Here is a 22825-nt window from a genome sequence, read left to right on the forward strand (position 1 = left end):
GCCAACTGAACCAACTTGGGGAGTAACTAAATGAAATTTAAATCACTTCTGACGACGGCTGCGATAGCGCTGGGTCTGGCGACCGGTGCTGTGGCTCAGGACAAAACGAAGGTTGGGTTCGTCTATGTCGGCCCCGTGGGCGATGGCGGCTGGACCTATGAGCACAACAAGGGCCGTCTGGCGGTCGAGGAGCATTTTGGCGACAAGGTCGAGACTGTCTTTGTTGAATCCGTTCCCGAAGGCCCCGACGCCGAGCGTGTGATGACCCAGATGGCGCTGGAAGGCGCGGATCTGATCTTTACCACCTCGTTCGGTTATATGGACCCGACCATCAACGTGGCCAAGAAGTTTCCGGATGTAAAATTCGAACACGCCACCGGGTATAAGACTGCCGACAACGTTTCCGTGTACTCGGCCCGGTTTTACGAAGGTCGCGCGGTTCAGGGCCATATCGCCGGAAACATGACGGAATCGAACATCATCGGTTATATCGGCTCGTACCCGATCCCCGAAGTGATCCGTGGCATCAACTCGGCCTATATCCACGCCAAGAAGGTGAACCCGGATGTCGAGTTCAAGATCGTCTGGGCCTACACTTGGTTCGACCCGGCGAAAGAAGCTGACGCCGCCACCGTTCTGATCGAACAGGGCGCGGACGTGATCCTGCAACACACCGACTCGACCGCGCCACAAGCGGCAGCGCAAGAGGCAGGCAACGTGGTCACCTTTGGTCAGGCCTCGGACATGAGCGAATACGCGCCATTCCCGCGCGTGTCGTCGATCATCGATGATTGGGCACCATATTACATTGCACGGACCCAGGCCGTCATGGATGGCACATGGGAAAGCGCCAACACCTGGGATGGTATCCGCGAAGGCATGGTCGCAATCGGTGAAATCACTGACGCCGTTCCGGCTGATGTCAAAGAAGAGGCGCTGGCGCTGAAAGCCGCCATGGCTGCGGGTGAATACCACCCCTTCACCGGCCCGCTGAAGAAGCAGGACGGCAGTGACTGGCTGGCCGAGGGCGAAACCGCTGATGACGGCACGCTGGCTGGCATGAATTTCTATGTCGAGGGGCTGGAAGGCGAAATTCCGCAGTAAGCTCTAAGTCAAGCAAACAGAGAAAGCCCGCACCGATGTGCGGGCTTTTTTTGTTTCGGTCTAAACCCGCTTAGAACAGGCCAAGGAACTTTGATTTCTTTCGGGTGCTTCCGTCTTCAAAGGAATAGCCAAACAGCTCGATGTCACGCGCATAGGCCTGCGCAACCACATCCCGGCTGTCGTCATCGAAATAGTCACGGTAGTCCGAACGGGCCGTCTTTTTCCTGTGGCGTACCGTCGACCTTCGAAGGCCAAGCTGTTTCATCACCACTTTGAGATCGTCATCAAAGCGTTCGAACCGGCCGATGAAATCAATCGGCATTTCGCCCGAGCGTGTCGTCAGAAAGTAGCTCTGCGGTATGAAATACCGGATCTTGAGGAAGCGGTCCGGGTCACGCGCAAATGTCGCCATGAACTCGTCAAACGACCCGCAATCGCTGACTTCTGTCAAATCCGGGCGCCGCTGGCACACATAGTGATAGGCCGAGACAAAGCGATCCCACGGGTTTCTGACGAACGCGAACTTGTAGTAGTCATCGGCCTCATCCCCCACCAGTTTCAGCAGCCCGGAAATGGTCGCGCGGTCTTCATCCTGTGGATGGCGTTCGTTCACACGACGACTCAACAGATGGTCGCGCTTCAGCAAAGTGGTCACAGTCGACCCGCCGGTTTTCGGGATATGCACAAAAACAGTGCGAAGATTTGTGTATACAGGCATCCGGCGTCCTTAACAGTGCCACGTGTCGGCGTGGTACGGCTTTGGTGATCGGTTGGTTCAGCGGTCAAAAGCGTGTACCGCCACTTCGGCGCGGTCGCAATCAGAACCGATATGCGACACGCGCGGTTATGGTGCTCAGATCAAAGTCACTGTCGTTGGAAGCTTCATCAAACTGGCCCGAGACGTCGCGATAGGTGTAATCAGCGGCAACGAACCAGCGATCCGTGACGTTGTATTCGACGCCCACGCCGATATTGAAACCATCCAGCGTCGTTTGACTTTCCCGAGACTCAAAAGCTGCGCTTGGATGAACACGCAGGCGCGACCAGGACCAGCCCACGGCACCGTAAAGCAAAAAATCACCGCGGATATAGCCCACGCGCCCGCGCACGTCTGCGAAATCCATGACTTCACGGTTTTCCGGTGCGGGTGCTCCGCGTTCAAGCACGTAAGACAGGTTCGAATACCGGGCTTCGGCGCCGTACAAGATATTGCCGCGTTGCAGGTTGTAGCCAACCAAGACACCGAAACTGCGTCCGTTATCCGGATCGAAAGAGGCATCTAAGGTTCCACCGGACAAGACAGGGTAATCCGTGTCACCGCTTGCCGTGGCAGCGCCAATTTCCAACCCGGCATAGAGGCCATGAAAGGCCCCGTCAGCCCCTGTCAGCCCATCTTGCGCCTGCGCGGTTTCTGGAATGAACAGCGCAAGCTGTGCTAGCACAATACCTGCTACCGCATTTCGCATCTTCGACATACGTAACACCTCAATCGTTCCTTTTTTCGCCGCCTTACAGCGCCCGATGCACAAAATCTAGCAGCACCTTCTGAAAAGCCAAAAACGACTTATTCTTTTCGCGCGCCTGCGGGACATACCCGCAACAGTCGCTAAAATAATGGGCATCTTCCAAGTTGTGCCTGATCAAATCGGCCCGTTCGTAACTCACTGTCTCATCTTGAGAATACCACGGGCAAGCGCATTCCTAAATCCCTTATCGTCCTGAACACTCGGGACATGTTCGCCGCATGGCGCTAAAGCCACATTGCACCCGTTGAGTGATCGGATGCTCTGACCAAATCATCGCAACGATCTGCGCGTGTTCTCAAAATCCAGCAAGAAATTGCCTAAACCCCAAAAGGAAGGGAACTTTCGGGGCACTGGCAGAACGCGTCAAGCCCGCCCAAACCGGTCCAGAACATTGCGGGTGATCTGCTCGACCTGCCAATCGCGGCGTGTCAGGCCCATGACCCACTCGCAGGTGGCGGCGGTAAAGACTTCGCCTTGCCCACGCTCCCAATGCACAATAACTCCGTTTCCGCGCGTGCTGCGGTCAAGCGTTTCCTGGGTCAGTTCGCCGAACAGTGTCTGTGCTTTGAAAGCAGCGTCGGCGCTGCCGATATACATCGTCTCACCCCAAATTCCGTGATCCGGCTCTAGGTTTGTTGCCAGACCTATGGCCAGAATAGTGATTTTGGGGTCGGCTCCATCGGTCCCCGTCGGAAACGGCAGGCCATCCTCCATTCTGTAATCCAGCCCGTCGACCTCATACCCGTAAATGCGCGAGCTGCTTCCCAGTTGGTCGCCATAGCCCAATTGCGTTCTGGCAAGCGCCCAGTGATCGGGGCGGTAGACCGTGAAACCGCTGTTCTGCCCCGCGCACCTGCCCAAGCCCGCGTAGATACCCTTAAGCCCGTTCACCCCGAATGTCTGGGCACCCGGCCAGTTTACCGGATCAACCTCCCACGCTGCTGTCACCAGATGCTGCTGATCCGTTCCGGCCAGCGGATCGAGCTCTGCCGTGTATTTGTAGCAGATCTGGGTCTGCCCTTCGTCTTCGATCCGGGTCTGCCACAGAAAATTCCCTGCAAACCGGGCGACCCGACCGCCGTTGGTGACAAAGCGATTCACGGCCTTGCGCATATTCGCCGACCAATACTCGTCATGCCCGACAAAAACCGCGCATCTGTGGCGTTCCAACAGGTCGGGATCAGCCTCCAGATCATGTTGGGTGGCAAAGTCGAATTCATAACCCTGCTCTTCGGCCCACCTTGCAAAATGCCGTTCATAGCTGGCCCACCCGGCCGAGGCATATTTCTTCGAATACCCATAGGCGTAGGCCCATTCCATATAGGGGTAACGTACCATCTCACCAGCAGTATGAGCCCTGTCAGGCACCGCCCGAGGGGCCCCGGCTGGCAGTTTGCAAAACCCCCGCGTCCAGGGGCGTTGGGTTGAAACAACAGGTGAAAAGGCATTCTGGTCCGGGCCGGTGATACCCTCATAATGGTTGGACCCGCCCCAGCAATTATACGCCAGCCATGTGCCCGTGGCGCAAACCAACAGATAGGGCGCAGCCGGTTTGTCCTTTGCGCGGCGCAGCAGAAACAGATGGTGTTCTTCGACGCGATCCCCGTCTCGCTCGGCCCTGAACGTCACCAGATACCCGCCTGCGGGCCAGTCGGCAGGAATGGTGAATTCGTAAGACACCTCCCAACCGCACCCGGAAACCGAACAGTCGAAGGGCGTATCCTGATGCACCCCCTTCAACCCGCTTTCCCGAAGCACGGGCTGGTAGGAGACCCCATCCCGGCCAATCTCCAGATCCCATTTCTGCGCGGTTGTCGAAACGCGCAGCGCCACGCGTTCACCCGGGGCGTAGGTCATGCGGTCGGTGTAACCCCAGATCTCCAGCACATCGGCGTCACGGGACGGGCCAATGTAATAGTTGTCCAGAATATGCCGCGCCTTGGCGCGGGTTCGTGGCGTGATGGCCGGTTCGCTGGATTCTGAACGTGTCATTGGCGGATCGGCTTCGATGGGTCGAGTTCAGTCTTTGGTCGCATCTTCAGGCTGGCTTGGCTCATAAGCGGCAAGAAACGCCTTAAGCCGCGTGTTGTGGGTTTTGACCGCAACTGCGGCTGTTTGCGAAAACTGTGCCCAAGGCCATTGAGTGCCGTCAACCAGCGAGGACAAACGGTCGAACAAGGGGTTATCGGCACCTTCCGGCCCCGCCTTATGCAACGCCACGCGGTAATCACCTGGGGCATCCGCTTCGTTATAAAAGCGCAGCGAGGCAAGGTTCAGGTCGGCATCCATAAGAACCGCCGCCCCTCCGATCAGGGGTTGCGGGTCGGGGCTGTCGACCACCCAGCCGCCGCTGTTGACGGCGGTGAAACGGGGGGCAGTGAAATCTTCGATCTCCATCACTTTCTCAAATGGCTTGTGCGTGTGGCCGAAAACCACGGAAATGTCGGCGGGCACCGGCTTGTCGCCATAGGCGGCCCTGATCTGACCCTGAACCGGAACCTGCAAAAACCGACGCAGACCTGCACCACCATCGCTGAGCAGATGCTGCGCCGAGCCTCGCTCGAACGCTTTTCCGACCAGATCGCCCACCAGTTCTCCGGCCCCCTCGCCCAGCGATTTGCCCAGTGACCCGGCCTTGGCCTCCAGAAAACGCCGGACCGCCGCGCCTGCCAGCGCCCCCAGTTCCTTGGGGCTGTTGCCGAGGTTATAGATGATCTCTTCATCCGGCCCGATCCGGCCTGAACGACCGATCAGGGACCAGACAAAATCGATCCAGGCAAAGTTCTGCGCCTCCCATTCCTCCATCGTGACAGGGGGCTTGGTGTCGGGGAACAGAGTATCGGCAAAGGTGCTGGCCAGCAGATAGACATCTTCGATGAAGTGACCGTGGGTATAGATCACCAGCTTTTGGCCCGAGGCAAAGGCCAGGTTGGGATAGACCGTTTCGACCGTAAGATCGGACAGCCACGGCAAGCGTCGGCCAATCGATTGCAACAGGCAATCAGGCAGCGGATCGGGGTCCATCAGCGGCGTGGTATGCGGCACGGTTGGCGCGCTGTCCTGCCAGTCGGACCCTGCCAGATGATCGGCAAACCGGCGCTCCCGGCAGGTTTGCCACAGATGGTGATCATGGTTGCCCGGCAGATAGATCATCTTGGTCGAGAACAACCGGCTATCGGGATCCTCGGGCATGGCCAGTTCCAGAAACTGCTGAAACGCCATGGCCGAAACGGTCTTGGTGCTGAAGGCCAGATCCAGAATATCGCCATTCAGGATCAGGGTCGGAAGGGGCGCATCCCCGTTCGCGTTGATCAGATGACGCAGGCAGCCCACCAGTTGCACCAGCAGATCGCTTGGATGGTTCGGGTCCACTTTACCATCGGCCCAAGTCAGCCGCGTCAGGATGCTGTTATCGGCCCCGAAATGCATGTCGGACAGGCTGATGTACCGGATATCGCTCATGATTGTGCTTTCTCCTGCGGCCCGTTTTTCGAGGCGATCGCCGGGGATATGACCCGGGTCAGAGGCGCCAACTCTTACTTGACGCAGGGGAACTCATGCGGTCAAGCTGAAAGAGTTAACGCGTTAAACCTTATTTTGGGGCGTTTCAGGGGGCAGAGATGGTTCATTCCGACGAAGACCTCTCGAACCGGCACAATGTCGTCGGCGAACGCCGGCAGCTTGTTGTGGTCTTCGTCGATCTGGCCGGATCGACCGATCTGAGCGGCCGGATCGACACCGAGGATTACGCCGCGCTGATCCTTGCCTATCAGGAAACCGGACGGCGCATTTTCACCGACTATGGCGGGCGGGTCGCCAAATATCTGGGCGATGGCCTGCTGCTGTATTTCGGCTATCCGCAGGCGCGGGAAAACGACGCTGAGCGCGCTGTGCGGGCCGCGTTGGACCTGTTGAACGCGATGAAACAACCCCTGCCCGGTACGGACCCGGACGCACCACGCCTGCAGGCCCGCATCGGGGTGCATACCGGCGAGGTGGTGGTGGGTGAAAGCGAACAGGGCGGGCGCGATGTTTTGTTTGGTGAAACAGTGAACATTGCCGCCCGGATCGAGGCGCAGGCCCGTCCCGGAACAGTATTGGTCAGCGATCCGGTGATGTCGCTGTTCAAACAGAAATTCGTATCGCAACCTCTGGGACCGGTTGACCTGAAAGGCGTTGCCCGCCCATTGCCTCTGCACCGCGTATTGCGCCCTGCCGCTGCCAATGCCAGGTCGGGAAACGTCACAGGCTCGACCCTGCTGCTGGGGCGCGAGGCGGTGCTGGGCCAATTGCGCGATCTTTGGCAAAAGGCAACCGAACACGGGCCGGTCGCCGCAACGGTGAAAGGCGATCCGGGGATTGGCAAAACCAGCCTGCTGCGTGCCTTCCGGGCCCAATTGGCCGAAACACCCCATATCTGGCTTGGGGTACAGTGTGACGCGTTGTCGTCAGGCGCACCGCTCGCACCCTTCATCGGGCTGATCCAGCAAAGTCTTGGTATCACTCCGGGCATGGAGGACGAAGAGGCGCTCAACCGTCTCAGACAGGGTGTGACGCAACAAGACAATGCACCGGACGAGACCGTGCCGCTGATTGCCCGGTTGCTTGCCATCCATACCTCCGAAACCACCACATTGGAAAATTCCAGCCCGGAAACTCTGCGCCACCGGACCCTTCTGACCCTCGGTCACTGGCTTGCACGACTTGCGGTTGATCGTCCTGTCGTGCTGGTCTGCGAAGACCTTCACTGGTGTGACGCCACCAGCCTGGAACTTCTGGAGATGCTGCTCGACTGGCCTCAGCCGCTGCCGGTTTTCTGCCTTGTGGCGCAGCGCGATGATGGCAGTCCGGGGCTGCCCGCAAAACGGTCCGAAGTGATCGCGCTTGCAGCGTTGGATCACGACCAGGCGACGCAGTTGGCGCAACGGGCCGCAGCCCCCGCGGACCTGTCGGATGCGGTACTGGAAGATATCCTGACACGCGGCGCAGGCAACCCCCTGTATATCGAAGAACTGGCCCGCTTTGCCGGGGAAAACCAGACCGGACACCGCCAAAGCCGCGCGGTTCCGCCAACCCTGAACAGCCTGATCATGGAGCGGCTGGACGCCCTGTCGCCCGAGTCGAAAAAGACCGCTCAGGTCGCCGCCGTTCTGGGCGAGGATCTGGATATGTCGATCCTGTCCCAGGTCGCCCAGCGCGATGAGGTCGAGATATCCGGAACGGTCGGGGATTTGCTGGAGGCCGATATTCTACGCCCGCGTTCGGGCACCAATGACGGCTACATGTTCCGCCACGCGCTGACGCAGGACGCGGTCTATGCCACGCTTCTGCGGGCCGAGCGGACCGATCTGCATGCCCGCGCCGCTGCGTGCCTTCAGGACGGGACGGCGGAACAGCCCGACAAGATCGCCCATCACCTTCATGCTGCCCGGCATTTTACCGATGCCGCCATCTGGTACCGCGACGCCGGGCTGCGCGCGGTCAAGCAAGCTGCGGTCGAGGATGCAACGGTGCTGTATCGCCGTGCTTTGGCCTCGCTGGAGCAGACCGAGGAAAACCGCCAGCGGGACGAGATCGAGCTGTCCATCCAGATCCCGCTGGAAAACGCGATCATGGGCGTGCGGGGCTTTGCCTCACCCGAAATCAAACCGGTGCTGGATCGCGCGTTGGAACTGGCCGAACGTCTTGGTGACGCGGATGAGACCTCATCGGCGCTGAACGGGCTGGCTGCGCATTTTCTGGACAAGGGCGACTGCGCTAGGGGCATAGAATATGCCGACCGCATTCTGGATATGCCCGGCGCGGGCGCGAACCGGATCGGCATGTTGCGCGCCCATACCACGCTCGCCTTTCTGCGGTTTCAACTGGGCGAAGGTGAGATTGCCGTTGAACATGCGGAAGAGGCGATCCGTCTCTACCGCCCCGAGGATTACGCCGAAGTTACCTATGGCATTGGCACCGATCAGGGCGTTCTGGCCTATGGGGTCAGCGCGGTGGCCCATTGGTGGTGCGGCGCGCCCGATACGGCGCTGGAACGTGCCGAGGCGGGGTTGGCGCTGGCCGAGGGGTTGAACTCGGCGCTCAGCCTGGCCGCCGCACGGGCCTTTCTGATCATCACCCTGCATTGCCGCCGGGACAGTGACCGCGCCTATGCTCTGGCCACCGAGACCTATGAGACATGCACCCAGCTTGGCATCCCGCTTTGGGGCGGGCTAAGCCAGTTGTTCCGGGCCGGACAACCCATCGACCCGCCGGACAAGCGGTGTCAGGAAGTTGATGCCGGTCTGGCCCTGTTGGCGAAAACCGGCAGCCAGACAGGCTCGGGCATGGGGTTTGCGATCATGGCTGACACGCGGCTGGCCAATGACGATCCGGATACAGCGCTGGCGATTGTTGACACCGGGCTGCAAATGTCGGGGATGTTGAACCAGCCGGTCTGGAACCCGGACCTGATGCGGCTGAAAGCACAGGTGCTGGCTGTTCTGGACCGACAAGACGAGGCCGAGGCGCTGCTGCGCACCGCAATTGACGAAGCCGGGGCTGCCGGATCGGTTTCGCTGGCCCTGCGCTGTGCGCGGGTGCTGTCTGATATGCTAACCGGCACCGCGCGCGAAGCCGAAGGCGCGCAGTTGGTTACCGATTGGACCGGTCGGCTAGAGCCCGGCGCAGCCGCTTCAGACCCGGCCTGACGACACTGAATTTTAACCAGAGGACCATTTCATGACAGACCATATCGTTTTCTGCTCGGGCCCGATGTTCAGCGTCGGTGATCTATGGGAGCAATATAACATCGCCGCCGTGCTCGAGGCCGGAGGGTTCGGCACCTATCTCGCCCCGCGCGACGGCGTCGAGATCGCCAAGATGATGGATATGTTGCAGGACCCTCAGGTCTGGTCACAAAAGGGCCAGGAGATGCTGTATATCATCCTCAAGGTCGGCTACGCGCAGGATATCTACCAATTGCTCGGGCGCTGTTCGAGCCTTGTGTTCAACATGGATGGCCGGGTGCCCGATGGCGGCAGTATTGTCGAGGTGACAACAGCCTACGCCGCTGGAATGCCCCTTGTGATCTACAAGACGACACCGGTGACGCTGTTTGGTGGGGTCGATAACCCGATGATTCAGGGGCTTTCGACCAATTGGGACTATGTGCATGACACCGCATCCATCGTGCCCGCCCTGCTCAAACGGATCGAAGCTCAGTCGCAGAACGGCTATGTCTACACCCCGCCCCCGAATGTCAGCCTTGTGATGGAGGTTGGGGCGATGACGGCAGACCCCAGTTCGGACCTTCACAAGCGGCTCGACGCGATTTCGAATGCGCCAAACGAGAAGGCCGCGCTGGAAGCGGGTGAGGAACTGATCGAATGGGCGAAAAGCAACAAGGCTTATCAGGCGGCGTTTGGCGGGTCGGCACCCACATAAGCCCTGTTGGATTGGTGGGGTTGAAGCGAATTCAGTGACACTCGCATTGATTTCGAGACCTCGTTCCTGGATCTCATCCAACACACGCTGATCGCGCCAAGCTGCATCACGGGCCGCTCTTCACTCGGGCATGCCGAATGGTCGGTGCGCGTGGTCTTGCAAACCGCGCCCAATTGCATACCATGGAATACAATTGATCCCATGACATCGGGCCTGAAATTTGTCCGTCCAAGCCTCATCCCCAAGCCGCCCCGTAAGGCGGGCCATTACCTTCGGCCTTGCCGGGCTGGGAACGGTCGTATTCTGGATGCTGGGCCTGCCCCTGCCCTTTCTATTCGGCCCCATGACCGCTTGCCTGATTGCGGCACTGGCGCATGCGCCGATGGAGGGGTTCGGGCAGATCTCGGTCGCGGCGCGCACTATCCTGGGCGTGGCGGTGGGGGCTTCGATCACGCCTGATCTGTTTGGCCAACTGCCGAAAATGGCAGCGTCAATTGCTCTGATCCCGCCCTTCATCCTATTGATCGCTTTGGTCGGGGTGCCGTTCTTTCGCAAGGTCTGGGGCTTTGACGACAAAACGGCCTTTTACGCCGCGATGCCCGGCGGGTTGCAGGACATGATCATCTTCGGCACCGAGGCCGGTGCCAATCCGCGCGCCCTGTCCCTGATCCATGGCACGCGCGTGCTGATCATCGTGACGCTCGCCCCGTTGTTCCTGACCCTGTTCTACGACGCTGACCTGACCAACCCCATTGGCGAACCCGCCCGCGACCTGCCCTTGCACGAACTGGCACTGATGGTCGTCGCCGCCATTGTCGGCTGGAAAGGCAGTGAGCGGATCGGCCTGTTCGGAGCGTCCATTCTGGGCCCGATGATCCTGACTGCGGCCTTGTCACTGGGCGATTTCATCCACACCCGCCCACCGCGCGAGGCGATCCTTGTCGCGCAATTCTTTATCGGCTGCACCATCGGCGTAAAATTTATCGGCGTCACATGGGTCGAGCTGCGCAAAGTTGTGGCGGCGGGCTGCGCCTATGTTGTTGTGCTGGCCGTACTTGCAGCAGCCTTCACGGCCCTTGTGACCACGTTGGGTTTTGGACAACCGATCGAGGCCTTCCTCGCCTATGCCCCCGGCGGGCAGGCTGAAATGACGGTCTTGGCCATCGTCTCGGGCGCGGATCTCGGGTTTGTCATTACCCACCACCTGACACGGATCGTTCTGGTGATCATCGGCGCGCCCATCGCGGCCAGTCTTCTGGTGCGCTGGTCCCGCTCTCGGGATTAGAGGGGTTTCGCAGTTTGATTTGGGTTCAATTCCTGCCGGGTTGCAATCCGACGCTGCGTGCTTTGCTGGCACCGGTAGACAGGGCTTTGGCCTTATGAGACTGTGCAGCCGATGGTGTCCGACGCTCTGAGTCGGCTGAAAAGGGAATGCGGTGCGGGCAAACGCCCAAGGCCGCAACTGCCCCCGCAACTGTAAGCGGCGAGCGACCCCGACAGACCACTGGATGACCCCGCATGGGTTGTCCGGGAAGGACGGGGACAGCGATGAACCGCAAGTCAGGAGACCTGCCATCTCCGGCGCATATGTGCCGCAGTCACCTTAACTCGGGCGGGGTGCCCGTGGACGGAGCGACAAGAGATGGACCGCACTGGCCAGACATCACTGTTGATGCCCCCACAGGCCGCCCAAAAGCGCGGAGGGCGTCGTTATGCTTGACCTGACCATTTCCCAACTGGATACCGGCCACGTGCCACCGCAGCGCGCGCAAGAACTGGGGCAGATGGGCTATATGCAATGGCTGGGCGGCCTGCCCGGTTCGGCAAACTACCATGCGCAGGCACGGATTGCTTTGGCCAAGGCCAAACCGTTTGCCGAGACTTCACCCGCCATCGCTGTGTTCTGCGACTTGCTGGCCCGATCCATGCAGATGCCCCTGGAACCATTGTTCCTGGCCCTGCCCGCAAAACAGCGCCGAGGGGGCCATCGCGCGCGCCGCGCCGCCTTGTGACCTAATGCTGGCAATTCAGCTTGTGCCATCGCCCGCATTTTGGACGATTTTGGCCGGGCAATGCTTTGAGTGTTTATTGATGATTTCGTTGAATCTGCGCACCGAGCACACCGCGTTATGACGAAATCTCATAATCTAATCGAATAACAATCATTTCACCTCATAATGCCAACGCGCTATACCTGCGGCCCACACAGCCGATTGGATACCGCGAATGCTCGACTTCACCCTGCCCGACACACCCGCGCTCGCGACCCTGCGCGCGCTGGCTGCCCAGCGCATCCTGATCCTTGACGGGGCGATGGGCACAATGATCCAGACGCTGAACATGACCGAAGAGGATTTTATCGCCAACGGTCACATCCATGGCCCCGGCTGTCGGCATCACTATCACCCGGACCATCCGCAACAGGGCAACAACGATCTGCTTGTTCTGACCCAGCCGCAGGCGGTTGAGGATATACAGTACGAATTCGCAATGGCCGGGGCGGATATCCTTGAAACCAACACTTTTTCCTCAACCACCATCGCGCAGGCCGATTACGGGCTGGAGGCTGCGGTGCATGATCTGAACGTCGCAGGCGCGCAGGTGGCGCGGCGCGCGGCGGACCGGGCCACGGCTGAGGACGGCAAACCCCGGTTTGTGGCCGGGGCTGTGGGCCCGACGAACCGGACGGCCTCGATCAGCCCGGATGTGAACGATCCCGGATACCGCGCCGTCAGTTTCGATGATCTGCGCATAGCCTATGGCCAGCAGATCGACGGGCTGATCGAAGGAGGCTCTGACCTGATCCTGATCGAGACGATCTTTGACACGCTGAACGCCAAGGCGGCGATTTTCGCGGCCTTCGAGAGCTTCGCCAAGGCCGGACGCTGCCTGCCGCTGATGATCTCGGGCACGATCACCGATGCCTCGGGCCGGACGCTTTCTGGCCAGACACCCACCGCCTTCTGGCACTCGGTCGCCCATGCGCGCCCTTTCACCGTCGGGCTGAACTGCGCCCTTGGCGCTGCATCCATGCGCCCGCATATGGCCGAGATTTCGGGCGTGGCGACCGCCCTGACCTGCGCCTACCCCAACGCGGGCCTGCCGAATGAGTTCGGCCAGTATGACGAAACACCAAACCAGACCGCCGCTCAGGTCGAAGAGTTTGCCCGCGATGGCATCGTCAACGTGGTCGGCGGTTGCTGCGGCACCACGCCCGACCATATCCGCGCGATCGCCGAAGCGGTTGCGCCCTTTGCCCCCAGAAAGGTACCCGCATGACCCGTCATCTGCGCCTCTCGGGGCTGGAGCCTTTTGTCCTGACGCCAGACATCCCCTTTGTGAATGTGGGTGAGCGGACCAACGTCACCGGCTCGGCCCGGTTTCGCAAATTGATCGTGAACCGCGACTATGCCGCCGCGCTGGACGTTGCGCGGGATCAAGTGGAAAACGGCGCTCAGATCATCGACATCAACATGGATGAAGGGCTGATCGACAGCAAACAGGCGATGGTCGAATACCTGAACCTTGTCGCGTCCGAGCCCGATATCGCCCGCGTGCCAATCATGATCGACAGCTCGAAATGGGAGGTGATCGAGGCCGGGCTGCAGTGCGTGCAGGGCAAGCCGGTGGTGAACTCGATCAGCCTGAAAGAGGGAGAAGAGGCGTTTCGCCATCACGCGGGTCTGTGTCTGGCCTATGGTGCCGCCGTGGTGGTCATGGCCTTTGACGAGGCCGGTCAGGCCGATACGTTCGAACGCAAGACCGAGATTTGCGCCCGCGCTTATCGCATTCTGGTCGAGGATATGGGGTTCCCACCCGAAGACATCATCTTTGACCCCAACATCTTTGCCGTCGCCACCGGGATCGAAGACCACGACAATTACGGCGTGGATTTCATCGAGGCGACCCGCTGGATAAGGCAGAACCTGCCCCATGCACATGTGTCGGGCGGCGTGTCGAACCTGTCTTTCAGCTTTCGCGGCAACGAGCCGGTGCGCGAGGCGATGCATGCGGTGTTCCTGTATCATGCCATTCAGGCCGGGATGGATATGGGCATCGTCAACGCGGGCCAGTTGGCCGTTTATGACCAGATCGACCCAGACCTGCGCGAAGCGTGCGAGGATGTGGTCCTGAACCGCCAACCGAAATCCGGCGGCAGCGCGACCGAGAACCTGCTGGACATCGCCGAACGTTTCCGTGGTGACAAGCGCGAGGAGAAAACCCGCGACCTGGCCTGGCGCGACTGGCCGGTCGAGAAACGGCTGGAGCATGCGCTGGTCAACGGTATCACCGAGTTCATCGAAGAAGACACCGAGGCCGCGCGCGCCGATGCGGAACGCCCCTTGCATGTCATCGAGGGGCCTCTGATGGCCGGGATGAACGTGGTCGGTGATCTGTTTGGCGCGGGCAAGATGTTCCTGCCGCAGGTGGTGAAATCAGCTCGTGTGATGAAGCAGGCCGTGGCCGTGTTGCTGCCCTACATGGAGGAAGAAAAGCGCCGGAATGGCGGTGAGGGCCGGCAATCTGCGGGCAAGGTGCTGATGGCGACCGTGAAGGGGGACGTGCACGATATCGGCAAGAATATCGTCGGCGTGGTTCTGGCTTGCAACAACTACGAGATTTTGGATTTGGGCGTCATGGTCCCGCCGCAGAAGATCCTGCAAGTCGCACGTGAGGAAAACGTGGACATTATCGGCCTGTCCGGGCTGATCACGCCGTCGCTGGACGAGATGGTGCATCTGGCATCGGAGATGGAGCGCGAAGCGTTCGATATTCCGCTGCTGATCGGCGGCGCAACCACGTCGCGGGTGCACACAGCGGTCAAGATCGCGCCGCGTTACACGCACGGGCAGGCGGTCTATGTCACCGATGCCAGCCGCGCGGTCGGGGTTGTCGGCGCGTTGCTGAGCCCGACGCAGAAACCCGACTATGTCGCCGGGATTCAGGCCGAATATGCCGATGTGGCCGACAAGCACGAGCGCGGCGAACGCGCCAAGAACCGCCTGCCTTTGGCCAAGGCGCGGGCCAATGCGCTGAAACTGGATTGGGATGCTTACGAGCCCGTTGCACCGTCCTTCACCGGCGCGCGCGTGCTGCCCGACTGGGATCTGGCCGAAATCGCCCGCTATATCGACTGGACGCCGTTCTTCCAGACCTGGGAAATGCGCGGTGTCTATCCCGGAATTCTTGAGGATGAAAAACAGGGCGCGGCGGCGCGGGCGCTTTTTGCCGATGCGCAGGCAATGCTGGATCAGATTATCGCAGAGCGCTGGTTCACACCCCGCGCGGTTGTTGGATTCTGGCCCGCCAACGCGGTCGGCGAAGACATCCGGCTGTATACCGGCCCGGACCGCGCTGAAACTCTGGCCAACCTGCACACGCTGCGCCAGCAGACCGTGAAACGCGGTGATCGACCGAATGTCGCGTTGTCGGATTTTGTCGCCCCGGAAGGCCATAGTGCGGACCATGTCGGCGGGTTTGTCGTCACGGCGGGACCGGAGGACTCTGACATTGCCGAGCGGCTGGACAAGGCTAACGACAATTACGGCGCGATCCTCGTCAAGGCTCTGGCCGATCGGATCGCCGAAGCCATGGCCGAGATGCTGCATGAAAGGGTCCGGCGTGAATTTTGGGGTTACGCAAAGGGTGAAGACTTCGACCCACAGGCCCTGATCAGCGAACCTTATGCCGGTATCCGCCCCGCGCCGGGCTATCCGGCCCAGCCCGATCACACCGAAAAACGCACGCTGTTCAGCCTGCTAGACGCCGAGGCCGCGACCGGAGTGGCGCTGACCGAAAGCATGGCGATGTGGCCCGGTTCATCTGTCTCCGGGCTCTATGTCGGGCACCCGGACAGCTATTATTTTGGTGTTGGCAAAGTGGAACGCGATCAGGTCGAGGACTACGCCCAGAGAAAACGGATGACCGTGGAAGAGGCCGAACGCTGGCTGGCCCCGGTGCTCAACTACGTCCCGGCCAAGGCATCGCGCAAGGCAGCCGCGTAAGGTGATATGTTGTCAGTCAATCGCCGGGCTAAGAAGTCAGCAAACCCGACAGTTTGCGCGCACCGTCCTGTAGCAAGGCAAGAAATTGTTTCAAACTGTTCAGATCATGGCGCTGCGTCGGCGCATGAACGGACAGAGTGGCGGCCAGCCTGTTGTTCTTGTCTATGACCGGGACCGCAATGGCCGTCATACCGGGCATGAACTCCTCATCATCTGTCGAATACCCGTTCTGTGCGACGCGGGTTATTTCGGCCCGCAAGGCCTGGGGCTTCGTTATCGTGCGGTCGGTATTCGGGCTGAGGTTACCTGCGGAAAGAAACCCATCCAAAGTGCTCGGGCGCAGGGTCGACAAATACATCTTGCCACTGGCGGTGCAGTGAAACGGGACTTGTGTTCCGATCGGCAACTGAATTCTCAGCGGCCATTTCGTCTCGACCCGGTCCAGATAGATCATACCCTCGCGATCCGGGATCGCCAGATTGCAGGTTTCGCCGATTTCATCCGCGACGCCGCGAATAATGGCCAAACGGGCCGTGCGAAGATGTTCGGACGACACTGTATTCAGCGACAGCTGCCGCAAGCGCGGACCGGGACCATAAGACCGACCATCCAGATCACGCTGAAGAAATCCTTCGGCCTCGGCTGTTTGCAGCAGGCGATGTATCGTGGGCTTTGCCAGACCCAATGCGTCGATCAGGTCCAAGGGTTTGACGGCGACGCCGCGCCGTGCCACCTCTTCCAGGATCAGCAGCAGGCGCAGGTTCGTGGGAATCTGGGTGTCTTTGTCTTTTGTGTCCGCTTCGGTCATCCCGCAACAGTCTAGTTATTTGGCAGCAGGATCAAGGCCAGATCGGGCACCAGCGAAACCAGAATCCAGACCGACAGCAGTGCCACCAGATAGGGAACCGTATAGCGCAGAAGCCGGAAATAGGGCACGCCGGTCACGCCCGACGCCACATACAGGTTCAACCCATACGGAGGCGTAATGAACCCGATGGACGCGCCGACTAGAAAGATCACCGAGAAGTGGATCGGATCGATACCCACCGATGCCGCAATCGGCGCAAGGATTGGCGCAAGGATGATGGTCACCGGCAGGCTTTCCAGCACCATGCCCGAGAAGAAGACAATCACCATCGAGGTAAACAGAACTGCATGGTAGCCACCCATCGAGGTCACGAAGTTCCCGATGGTTTCCTGTGCCCCCAGCAGAGACAGGATTTGCTGCATCACCACTGAAATTGCGATCAACGGCGCAAGGATACCTGTGATCTGGGCCGAGCGGATCACAATTGACGGGATTTCCGGGATCGTGAAGCCTTCGACCACGAACATTTCGGCAAAAGTCTTCTCGGTGGGTGGAATGTCATTCCGCGCGCCCATGATCCGGTTGATTGGATAGCTGACCAGCCCGGCAATGACACAAAAGCCCACGGTCACGCCCGCCGCCTCGGTCGGAGAGAATTTGCCCGTATAGATGCCCCACAACACAAGCCCGATGGCGAAGAAGCCGAGCCATGCACCAAACGCGGTTTTCAGCACGCGGTTCAGTTGCAGCGGGATCAGGTGGCCCCAGCCATTCATGCGGCAGATGATCCAGCAGGCAAACTGCATGCCAAAGACCATCAGCGCGCCGGGCAGGATACCGGCCACGAACAGCTCAGAGATCGGCAGGTTCATCAGGAACCCGTAGACGATGAAGATAATCGACGGAGGGATGATGATCCCCACCGTCCCGCCCGCCGCAGCGGTTGCCGCGCTGAACCGTTCGTCATAGCCGCCCTTGACCATCTCGGGGTGCAGCATCGAGCCGATGGTTGCTGTCGTCGCCGAGTTCGACCCCGAGATCGCCGCGAACAGCCCGCAAGCCCCCAGCGAGGCCATCGCCAGCCCGCCGCGTATCCAGCCCAGACAGGCATAGGCAAAATCGCTGAGCCTGCGCGCAATGCCTGACTTGTTGATCAGGTCTCCGGTCAGGATAAACAGAGGCATTGCCAGAAGGGCGAACCCCTTGTTGAAGACGTTCAGCAGTTCGGCCCCCATATTGTCCAGCGTCAGGCCAAGGACAAATGAACAGCCGATGACCCAATAGCCGATGACCAGCAGCACCGGCACACCCAGCATGAACAGGAAGGTGACCCCAAGCGAGATCAGTGTGACCATGGTTCCATCTGTCATCAGTCTGCTCCGATCACGGCCTGCTTGATCAGCGGCTCGCCTGTTTTCCAGTTGCGCAGATCGTCGGCGAGGTTCTGAAACACCCGCCCGACCATCAGAAAGAACGACAGCGGCGCGGCCAGAAGGAACCACCACTGCATGATGTTGTCGGTGCCCAACACGATCTGGAAATTCGAGGCTGACAGGGCCACCAACCGCGTTGTGGTCACGATGACGATCACCGCAAAGATGAACCACAGGACTGCATCCAGGATCAGACAGGCCAGTTGCCCTCCGCGCGGCATGGCCGTGCGAAACTCGCTAAAGCTCAGATGCGTGCGCAGGCGGACGTTGTAGGAGGCTCCGAACCAGGCCATCACCATAAACAGCAGCGGAGGGATCGTGGTCGACCACGGCTCTTGATCGTTGAACACGAACCTGTCGATCACACCCCAAAAGATGATCAGGGCAATCGCGAGGTAGGAATAGACCATCACAGACCGTTCGAAATGACGTTCGACAAAGGGAACTGCCCGATAGATCAGCATGATCACGAACCCGCCGATGGCCGAGGCGACCGCACCCAAAACCCAAGCCGCGTCGGATTCCAGTGCGGATTGAATCTCGAACGAATCTTGGCTGAGAAAAGCGCTGAAAATCGCGCCGATATCTGCCCAAAACGACATGTACCCCGTCCTCCCAGTCGGTGTGTTTTTTGGAACCGGCCCGCGTGGGGCCGGTTCGCATCAGCTTATCAGGCCTGGCCCATCCACCAGCGGCGCGGCTCGACATTCTCGGGCAGCATATCTGCCGGGATCTCGCGCGCGATGTCATAGATCTCCTGATAGGTGTCGATACCACCCGCCCATTTGTTCAGACGCTCACGCCACTGCGCCCACGGCTCGGGGTTGAAGTTGGGGGCGCACATCTCTTCGGCCAGTTTGATCTGATCATCCGGCAGGAAGGCCGCGCGCACGCCGTTTTCGGCAAAGATCGTGCCCGGCAGTTGCGGGTCCGAGAAGCCAACGGTGTTCAACAGCGCCGCCTCGTTTGCGCCCTGAATCAGTGCCTGAGTGAAGTATGAGGACTCCATCACGGCATCCTGCAACTCACCGCCAAGGCTATCGAAGACCTTGGCCGACATCGAGGTATGCTCGGTCCCGCAGAAGAACTTCAGGTTCACCGACTGCGATACCACTGGTGCCATGTTGGCATAAGCCACAGCCGAGGCCCATGTTTCGGCCCCATCGATCAGACCGGTTTTCAGCGCGTCCAGCGTTTCTTCCCACGCCACCGGAACCGGGTTCAGATTCAAAAGCTGCATGGCGATCCGGCCCAGCTGAGTGCCCGTCACGCGGTTCTTGGTGCCGAACAGTTCCTCCAACTTGGTGACAGTTGGCTTGTCGGCAAAGGTTGATCCCATTTGCAGACCGCGCAACTCGCAATGGGTGAACAGGAACTTCAGCCCGTGCCGTTTTTCCAGCGGGTCGCGCAGGATGCGCTGACTGGCGGGGCTATAGAAGAAGTGATACTGCGCCGCGCGGCTGGGGAACATATAGGCATAGTCCAGCACGTTCAGATAAGGCGCGCCACCGGCCGAGTTCTGGGTCGAAGCCGCATAGATATCGACAATGCCCTGCTGGGTTTTCTCGACACAGCTTAGCTGACCGCAGATCTGGTTGTCGCCGATGAACTCGATGCGAATCTCACCATCTGTGCGTTCTTCAAGGTCACGGGCGAATTCGATGGCCCCGGCGCGCTCGATCAGAAGGTTGCGGGTATTGAAGCCCGACGCACCAAATTTCAGCGTATGCTTCGGCTCTTTCGAGAAGCGTTTTTCGTAATTCGATTCAGCGGCCTGCGCCAAATTCGCCAGACTCATCGCGCCGCCGAACCCGCCTGCCGCAAGCAGCGTCGAGCTCATGCCATAGCGTCCGGCCACGCGGAAGAAATCCCGCCGTGAAATCCCGCTTAGTTTCTTACCGATCTCCATTGCTTACCTCCCTGATCGCAATTATTGAGACGTTTTGTATCAAAAAATGCTAGTATAATTCCTGCATCTTGCATAGAGTTTTTTTCAACGACGTTTGAAGGAGGCGATCATGGAAGTGGATTATGCGATTGTCGGAGCAGGGTCTTCGGGCTGTGTCATCGCCAATCGGCTCAGCGCCGATCCCAATACCAAGGTCGCCCTTTTGGAAGCCGGTGGGCCGGATACCAACCCGTGGATTCACATCCCGGTCGGCTATTTCAAAACCATGCACAACCCGTCGGTCGATTGGTGCTATCGAACCGAACCCGACCCCGGGCTGAACGGTAGAAGCATTGATTGGCCGCGCGGGAAAGTGCTGGGCGGATCATCCTCGCTAAACGGGCTATTGTATGTGCGCGGACAGAAAGAGGATTATGACCGCTGGCGCCAGATGGGGAATATCGGCTGGGGCTGGGACGACGTGCTGCCCCTGTTCAAACGTTGCGAGGATCAGGAACGGGGCGAGGATGAATTCCACGGTGTCGGCGGGCCCTTGTCCGTGTCGAACATGCGCATCCAACGCCCGATCTGCGACGCCTGGGTCGCGGCGGCGCAGGCTGCGGGCTATCCGTTCAACGCCGATTACAATGGGGCCGAACAAGAAGGGGTCGGCTATTTCCAACTGACAACACGCAATGGCCGACGGTGCAGCGCGGCTGTGGCCTACCTCAAACCTATCCGCAATCGCGACAACCTGAACATCATCACCCATGCCCTGGTGACAAAGATCGAACTGGACGGGAAACAGGCGACCGGAGTGGTCTATCAGGACCGGTCCGGCGAAACCAAGACGTTGAAGGTACGTCGCGAGATCATTCTGTCCGGCGGCGCGATCAACTCGCCACAAATCCTGATGTTGTCCGGGATCGGAGACCCTGATCACCTGAAAGCCAATGGCATTGAACCGACCCACGCCTTACCTGCTGTCGGCAAAGGGCTACAGGATCACCTGCAGGCCCGTCTGGTGTTCAAATGCAACGAACCCACGTTGAATGATGAGGTGCGCAGCCTGTTCAATCAGGCGCGCATCGCGCTGAAATATGCGCTGTTCCGCGCAGGTCCAATGACAATGGCGGCCAGCCTGGCGACCGGCTTCCTGAAAACCCGCCCGAATGTACAGACGCCGGATATTCAATTCCATGTTCAGCCATGGTCCGCCGACAGCCCCGGCGAAGGCGTACATCCGTTTTCCGCCTTCACCATGTCGGTCTGCCAGCTTCGCCCCGAAAGCCGGGGAGAGCTGCAATTGGATGGTCCCGACCCGTCCAAATACGTGAAGATCATCCCCAACTACCTTTCAACGGAAACCGATTGCCGAACCATCGTCGCCGGCGTGAACATCGCGCGCAAGATCGCCACCCACAACCCGCTGGCCTCGAAAATCTCCGAGGAATTCCGGCCAACATCGGACCTGTCTTGCGACGACTATGAAGGCACGTTGGATTGGGCACGGTCGAACTCGGTTTCGATCTATCACCCCACTGGAACCTGCGCGATGGGCACCTCGGAAAACGCGGTTGTGGATCCGGAACTGAAGGTGAAGGGGATCGATAACCTGCGCGTTGCCGATTGCTCGATCATGCCGGAAATCGTCAGCGGGAACACCAATGCGCCCGCGATCATGATTGGCGAGAAGGCAAGTGATCTGCTGACCGAGCGCAGTTGAACCAAGCGACAGTGCCAATCCGCGCCATTCACCTCGCTTGCCCTGATGCACCACCTGATGCAAACTGATCTGCGGAGGAGGGATGTGCCATGACATCCAAAACCGCAGGATCCACACCACCGGACAATCTGGCGCCGCAGCAGCCAGCCGCGCCCAAGATCAACAAGGTGACAGCAGATGACATCACCGCATCTCTGAAAGCCGGGTTTTCCGACTTTCTGGCGCGCCCTTTCATGAGCGGTTTTTTCGGCCTGTTCTATGCAGTCTTCGGCATCCTGCTGGTTTGGTGCCTGATCTGGCTGGGAAAAATCTGGATGATCATCCCCGCCATTGTCGGCTTTCCGCTTGTTGCGCCGTTTGCTGCCGCGGGCCTGTATGAAATGTCCCGTCGCTTGCAAAAGGGCCAGAGTTTCGGCTGGTCAGACATCCTGACTGTCATGGCCAATCAGCGCAAACGCGAGATGGGCTGGATGGCCTTTGTCACCCTGTTCATCTTCTGGGTCTGGATTTACCAGGTTCGGCTTTGGCTTGCGATCATACTGCAGAATGCGTCTTTCTCGGATTTCGACGGGTTTTTGAACACCGTTTTCTTCACGCCGCAGGGCTGGACCTTCCTTGCTGTCGGCACCTGCATAGGCGCGTTGCTGTCAGCTGTGCTGTTTGCGGTGACTGTCGTTGCCATGCCCATGCTGCTGGACCGGGAAATCAATTTCGTGTCGGCGATGCTCACGTCCATTCGGGTCGTCAACGAAAGCCCGGTGGTCATGCTGGGCTGGGCGGCGATCATCTCGGTCACGATGTTGCTGTCGATGGCTCCGGCGTTTCTGGGCCTGATCTTCACCCTGCCGATCCTTGGGCACACCACATGGCACCTGTATCAGCGGGCGGTGACACCGGCGGAGGGGTGATC

At 59.7% G+C, this 22825-nt stretch carries 17 protein-coding genes and 1 riboswitch; of the genes, 9 read left to right on the forward strand and 8 right to left on the reverse strand.

The window, feature by feature from the left end; all coding sequences use genetic code 11:
• The first annotated feature begins 30 nt into the window (after positions 1–30).
• Positions 31–1104 (forward strand): BMP family ABC transporter substrate-binding protein, encoded by a 1074-nt coding sequence (locus tag ACR0AC_RS04395; protein WP_170521608.1) that lies wholly within the window; start codon positions 31–33, stop codon positions 1102–1104.
• A gap of 70 nt (positions 1105–1174) precedes the next feature.
• On the opposite strand, the gene ACR0AC_RS04400 is transcribed toward ACR0AC_RS04395, so the two are convergent.
• The 4 genes from ACR0AC_RS04400 to ACR0AC_RS04415 form a co-directional block, all read right to left on the reverse strand.
• The gene (locus tag ACR0AC_RS04400) at positions 1175–1822 is read right to left on the reverse strand and encodes a sulfotransferase family 2 domain-containing protein (protein ID WP_480872081.1); all 648 of its coding nucleotides are present in this window, start codon (positions 1820–1822) and stop codon (positions 1175–1177) included.
• Between the two features lie 100 nt (positions 1823–1922).
• On the reverse strand, positions 1923–2579 hold the full coding sequence (locus ACR0AC_RS04405; protein ID WP_170452763.1) for an outer membrane beta-barrel protein: 657 nt from the start codon (positions 2577–2579) through the stop codon (positions 1923–1925).
• Positions 2580–2993: 414 nt separating this feature from the next.
• Positions 2994–4622: a N,N-dimethylformamidase beta subunit family domain-containing protein gene (locus ACR0AC_RS04410; protein WP_480872083.1), complete on the reverse strand. Its 1629-nt coding sequence runs from the start codon at positions 4620–4622 to the stop codon at positions 2994–2996.
• 27 nt (positions 4623–4649) lie between these two features.
• Complete coding sequence (locus tag ACR0AC_RS04415) at positions 4650–6092, reverse strand: metallophosphoesterase family protein (protein WP_480780151.1); 1443 nt, start codon at positions 6090–6092, stop codon at positions 4650–4652.
• Positions 6093–6250: 158 nt separating this feature from the next.
• Between ACR0AC_RS04415 and ACR0AC_RS04420 the strand changes: the two genes are divergently transcribed.
• From ACR0AC_RS04420 to metH, 6 genes are all read left to right on the forward strand, one after another.
• Positions 6251–9319: an ATP-binding protein gene (locus ACR0AC_RS04420; protein ID WP_480872085.1), complete on the forward strand. Its 3069-nt coding sequence runs from the start codon at positions 6251–6253 to the stop codon at positions 9317–9319.
• A 31-nt stretch (positions 9320–9350) separates the two neighbouring features.
• Positions 9351–10055, forward strand: a complete 705-nt coding sequence (locus ACR0AC_RS04425) for a nucleoside 2-deoxyribosyltransferase (protein WP_170521597.1) — start codon at positions 9351–9353, stop codon at positions 10053–10055.
• Positions 10056–10275: 220 nt separating this feature from the next.
• On the forward strand, positions 10276–11340 hold the full coding sequence (locus ACR0AC_RS04430) for an AbrB family transcriptional regulator (RefSeq protein WP_480872088.1): 1065 nt from the start codon (positions 10276–10278) through the stop codon (positions 11338–11340).
• A gap of 95 nt (positions 11341–11435) precedes the next feature.
• Positions 11436–11646: riboswitch (cobalamin riboswitch) on the forward strand.
• Between the two features lie 121 nt (positions 11647–11767).
• Positions 11768–12067 carry a hypothetical protein gene (locus ACR0AC_RS04435; RefSeq protein WP_170452778.1) on the forward strand — a complete coding sequence of 100 codons (300 nt, stop codon included), beginning with the start codon at positions 11768–11770 and terminating at the stop codon, positions 12065–12067.
• A 214-nt stretch (positions 12068–12281) separates the two neighbouring features.
• A complete protein-coding gene (locus tag ACR0AC_RS04440; RefSeq protein ID WP_480872090.1) occupies positions 12282–13334 on the forward strand; it encodes a homocysteine S-methyltransferase family protein in 1053 nt (350 codons plus the stop codon).
• Complete coding sequence (gene metH / locus ACR0AC_RS04445) at positions 13331–16060, forward strand: methionine synthase (RefSeq protein WP_480872092.1); 2730 nt, start codon at positions 13331–13333, stop codon at positions 16058–16060. Before ACR0AC_RS04440 ends, metH begins: the two co-directional genes overlap by 4 nt.
• A 28-nt stretch (positions 16061–16088) precedes the next feature.
• Here the strand turns inward: metH and ACR0AC_RS04450 are convergent, their stop codons facing one another.
• The 4 genes from ACR0AC_RS04450 to ACR0AC_RS04465 all read right to left on the reverse strand — a co-directional run bounded on the left by ACR0AC_RS04450 (position 16089) and on the right by ACR0AC_RS04465 (position 20210).
• Positions 16089–16868: an IclR family transcriptional regulator gene (locus ACR0AC_RS04450; RefSeq protein ID WP_480872094.1), complete on the reverse strand. Its 780-nt coding sequence runs from the start codon at positions 16866–16868 to the stop codon at positions 16089–16091.
• An 11-nt stretch (positions 16869–16879) separates the two neighbouring features.
• The gene (locus ACR0AC_RS04455) at positions 16880–18238 is read right to left on the reverse strand and encodes a TRAP transporter large permease (RefSeq protein ID WP_170429642.1); all 1359 of its coding nucleotides are present in this window, start codon (positions 18236–18238) and stop codon (positions 16880–16882) included.
• Positions 18238–18903, reverse strand: coding sequence for a TRAP transporter small permease (locus ACR0AC_RS04460; protein WP_480582725.1), 666 nt, complete (start codon positions 18901–18903; stop codon positions 18238–18240). The genes ACR0AC_RS04455 and ACR0AC_RS04460 overlap by 1 nt, the downstream gene beginning before the upstream one ends.
• 68 nt (positions 18904–18971) lie before the next feature.
• Positions 18972–20210, reverse strand: a complete 1239-nt coding sequence (locus ACR0AC_RS04465) for a TRAP transporter substrate-binding protein (RefSeq protein WP_170521586.1) — start codon at positions 20208–20210, stop codon at positions 18972–18974.
• Between the two features lie 109 nt (positions 20211–20319).
• Between ACR0AC_RS04465 and ACR0AC_RS04470 the strand changes: the two genes are divergently transcribed.
• Positions 20320–21915, forward strand: a complete 1596-nt coding sequence (locus ACR0AC_RS04470) for a GMC family oxidoreductase (RefSeq protein WP_480780144.1) — start codon at positions 20320–20322, stop codon at positions 21913–21915.
• Between the two features lie 89 nt (positions 21916–22004).
• Complete coding sequence (locus tag ACR0AC_RS04475; protein WP_170452813.1) at positions 22005–22823, forward strand: DUF2189 domain-containing protein; 819 nt, start codon at positions 22005–22007, stop codon at positions 22821–22823.
• Positions 22824–22825: the final 2 nt, after the last annotated feature.

It is taken from the genome of Ruegeria sp. H7 (assembly GCF_056532945.1).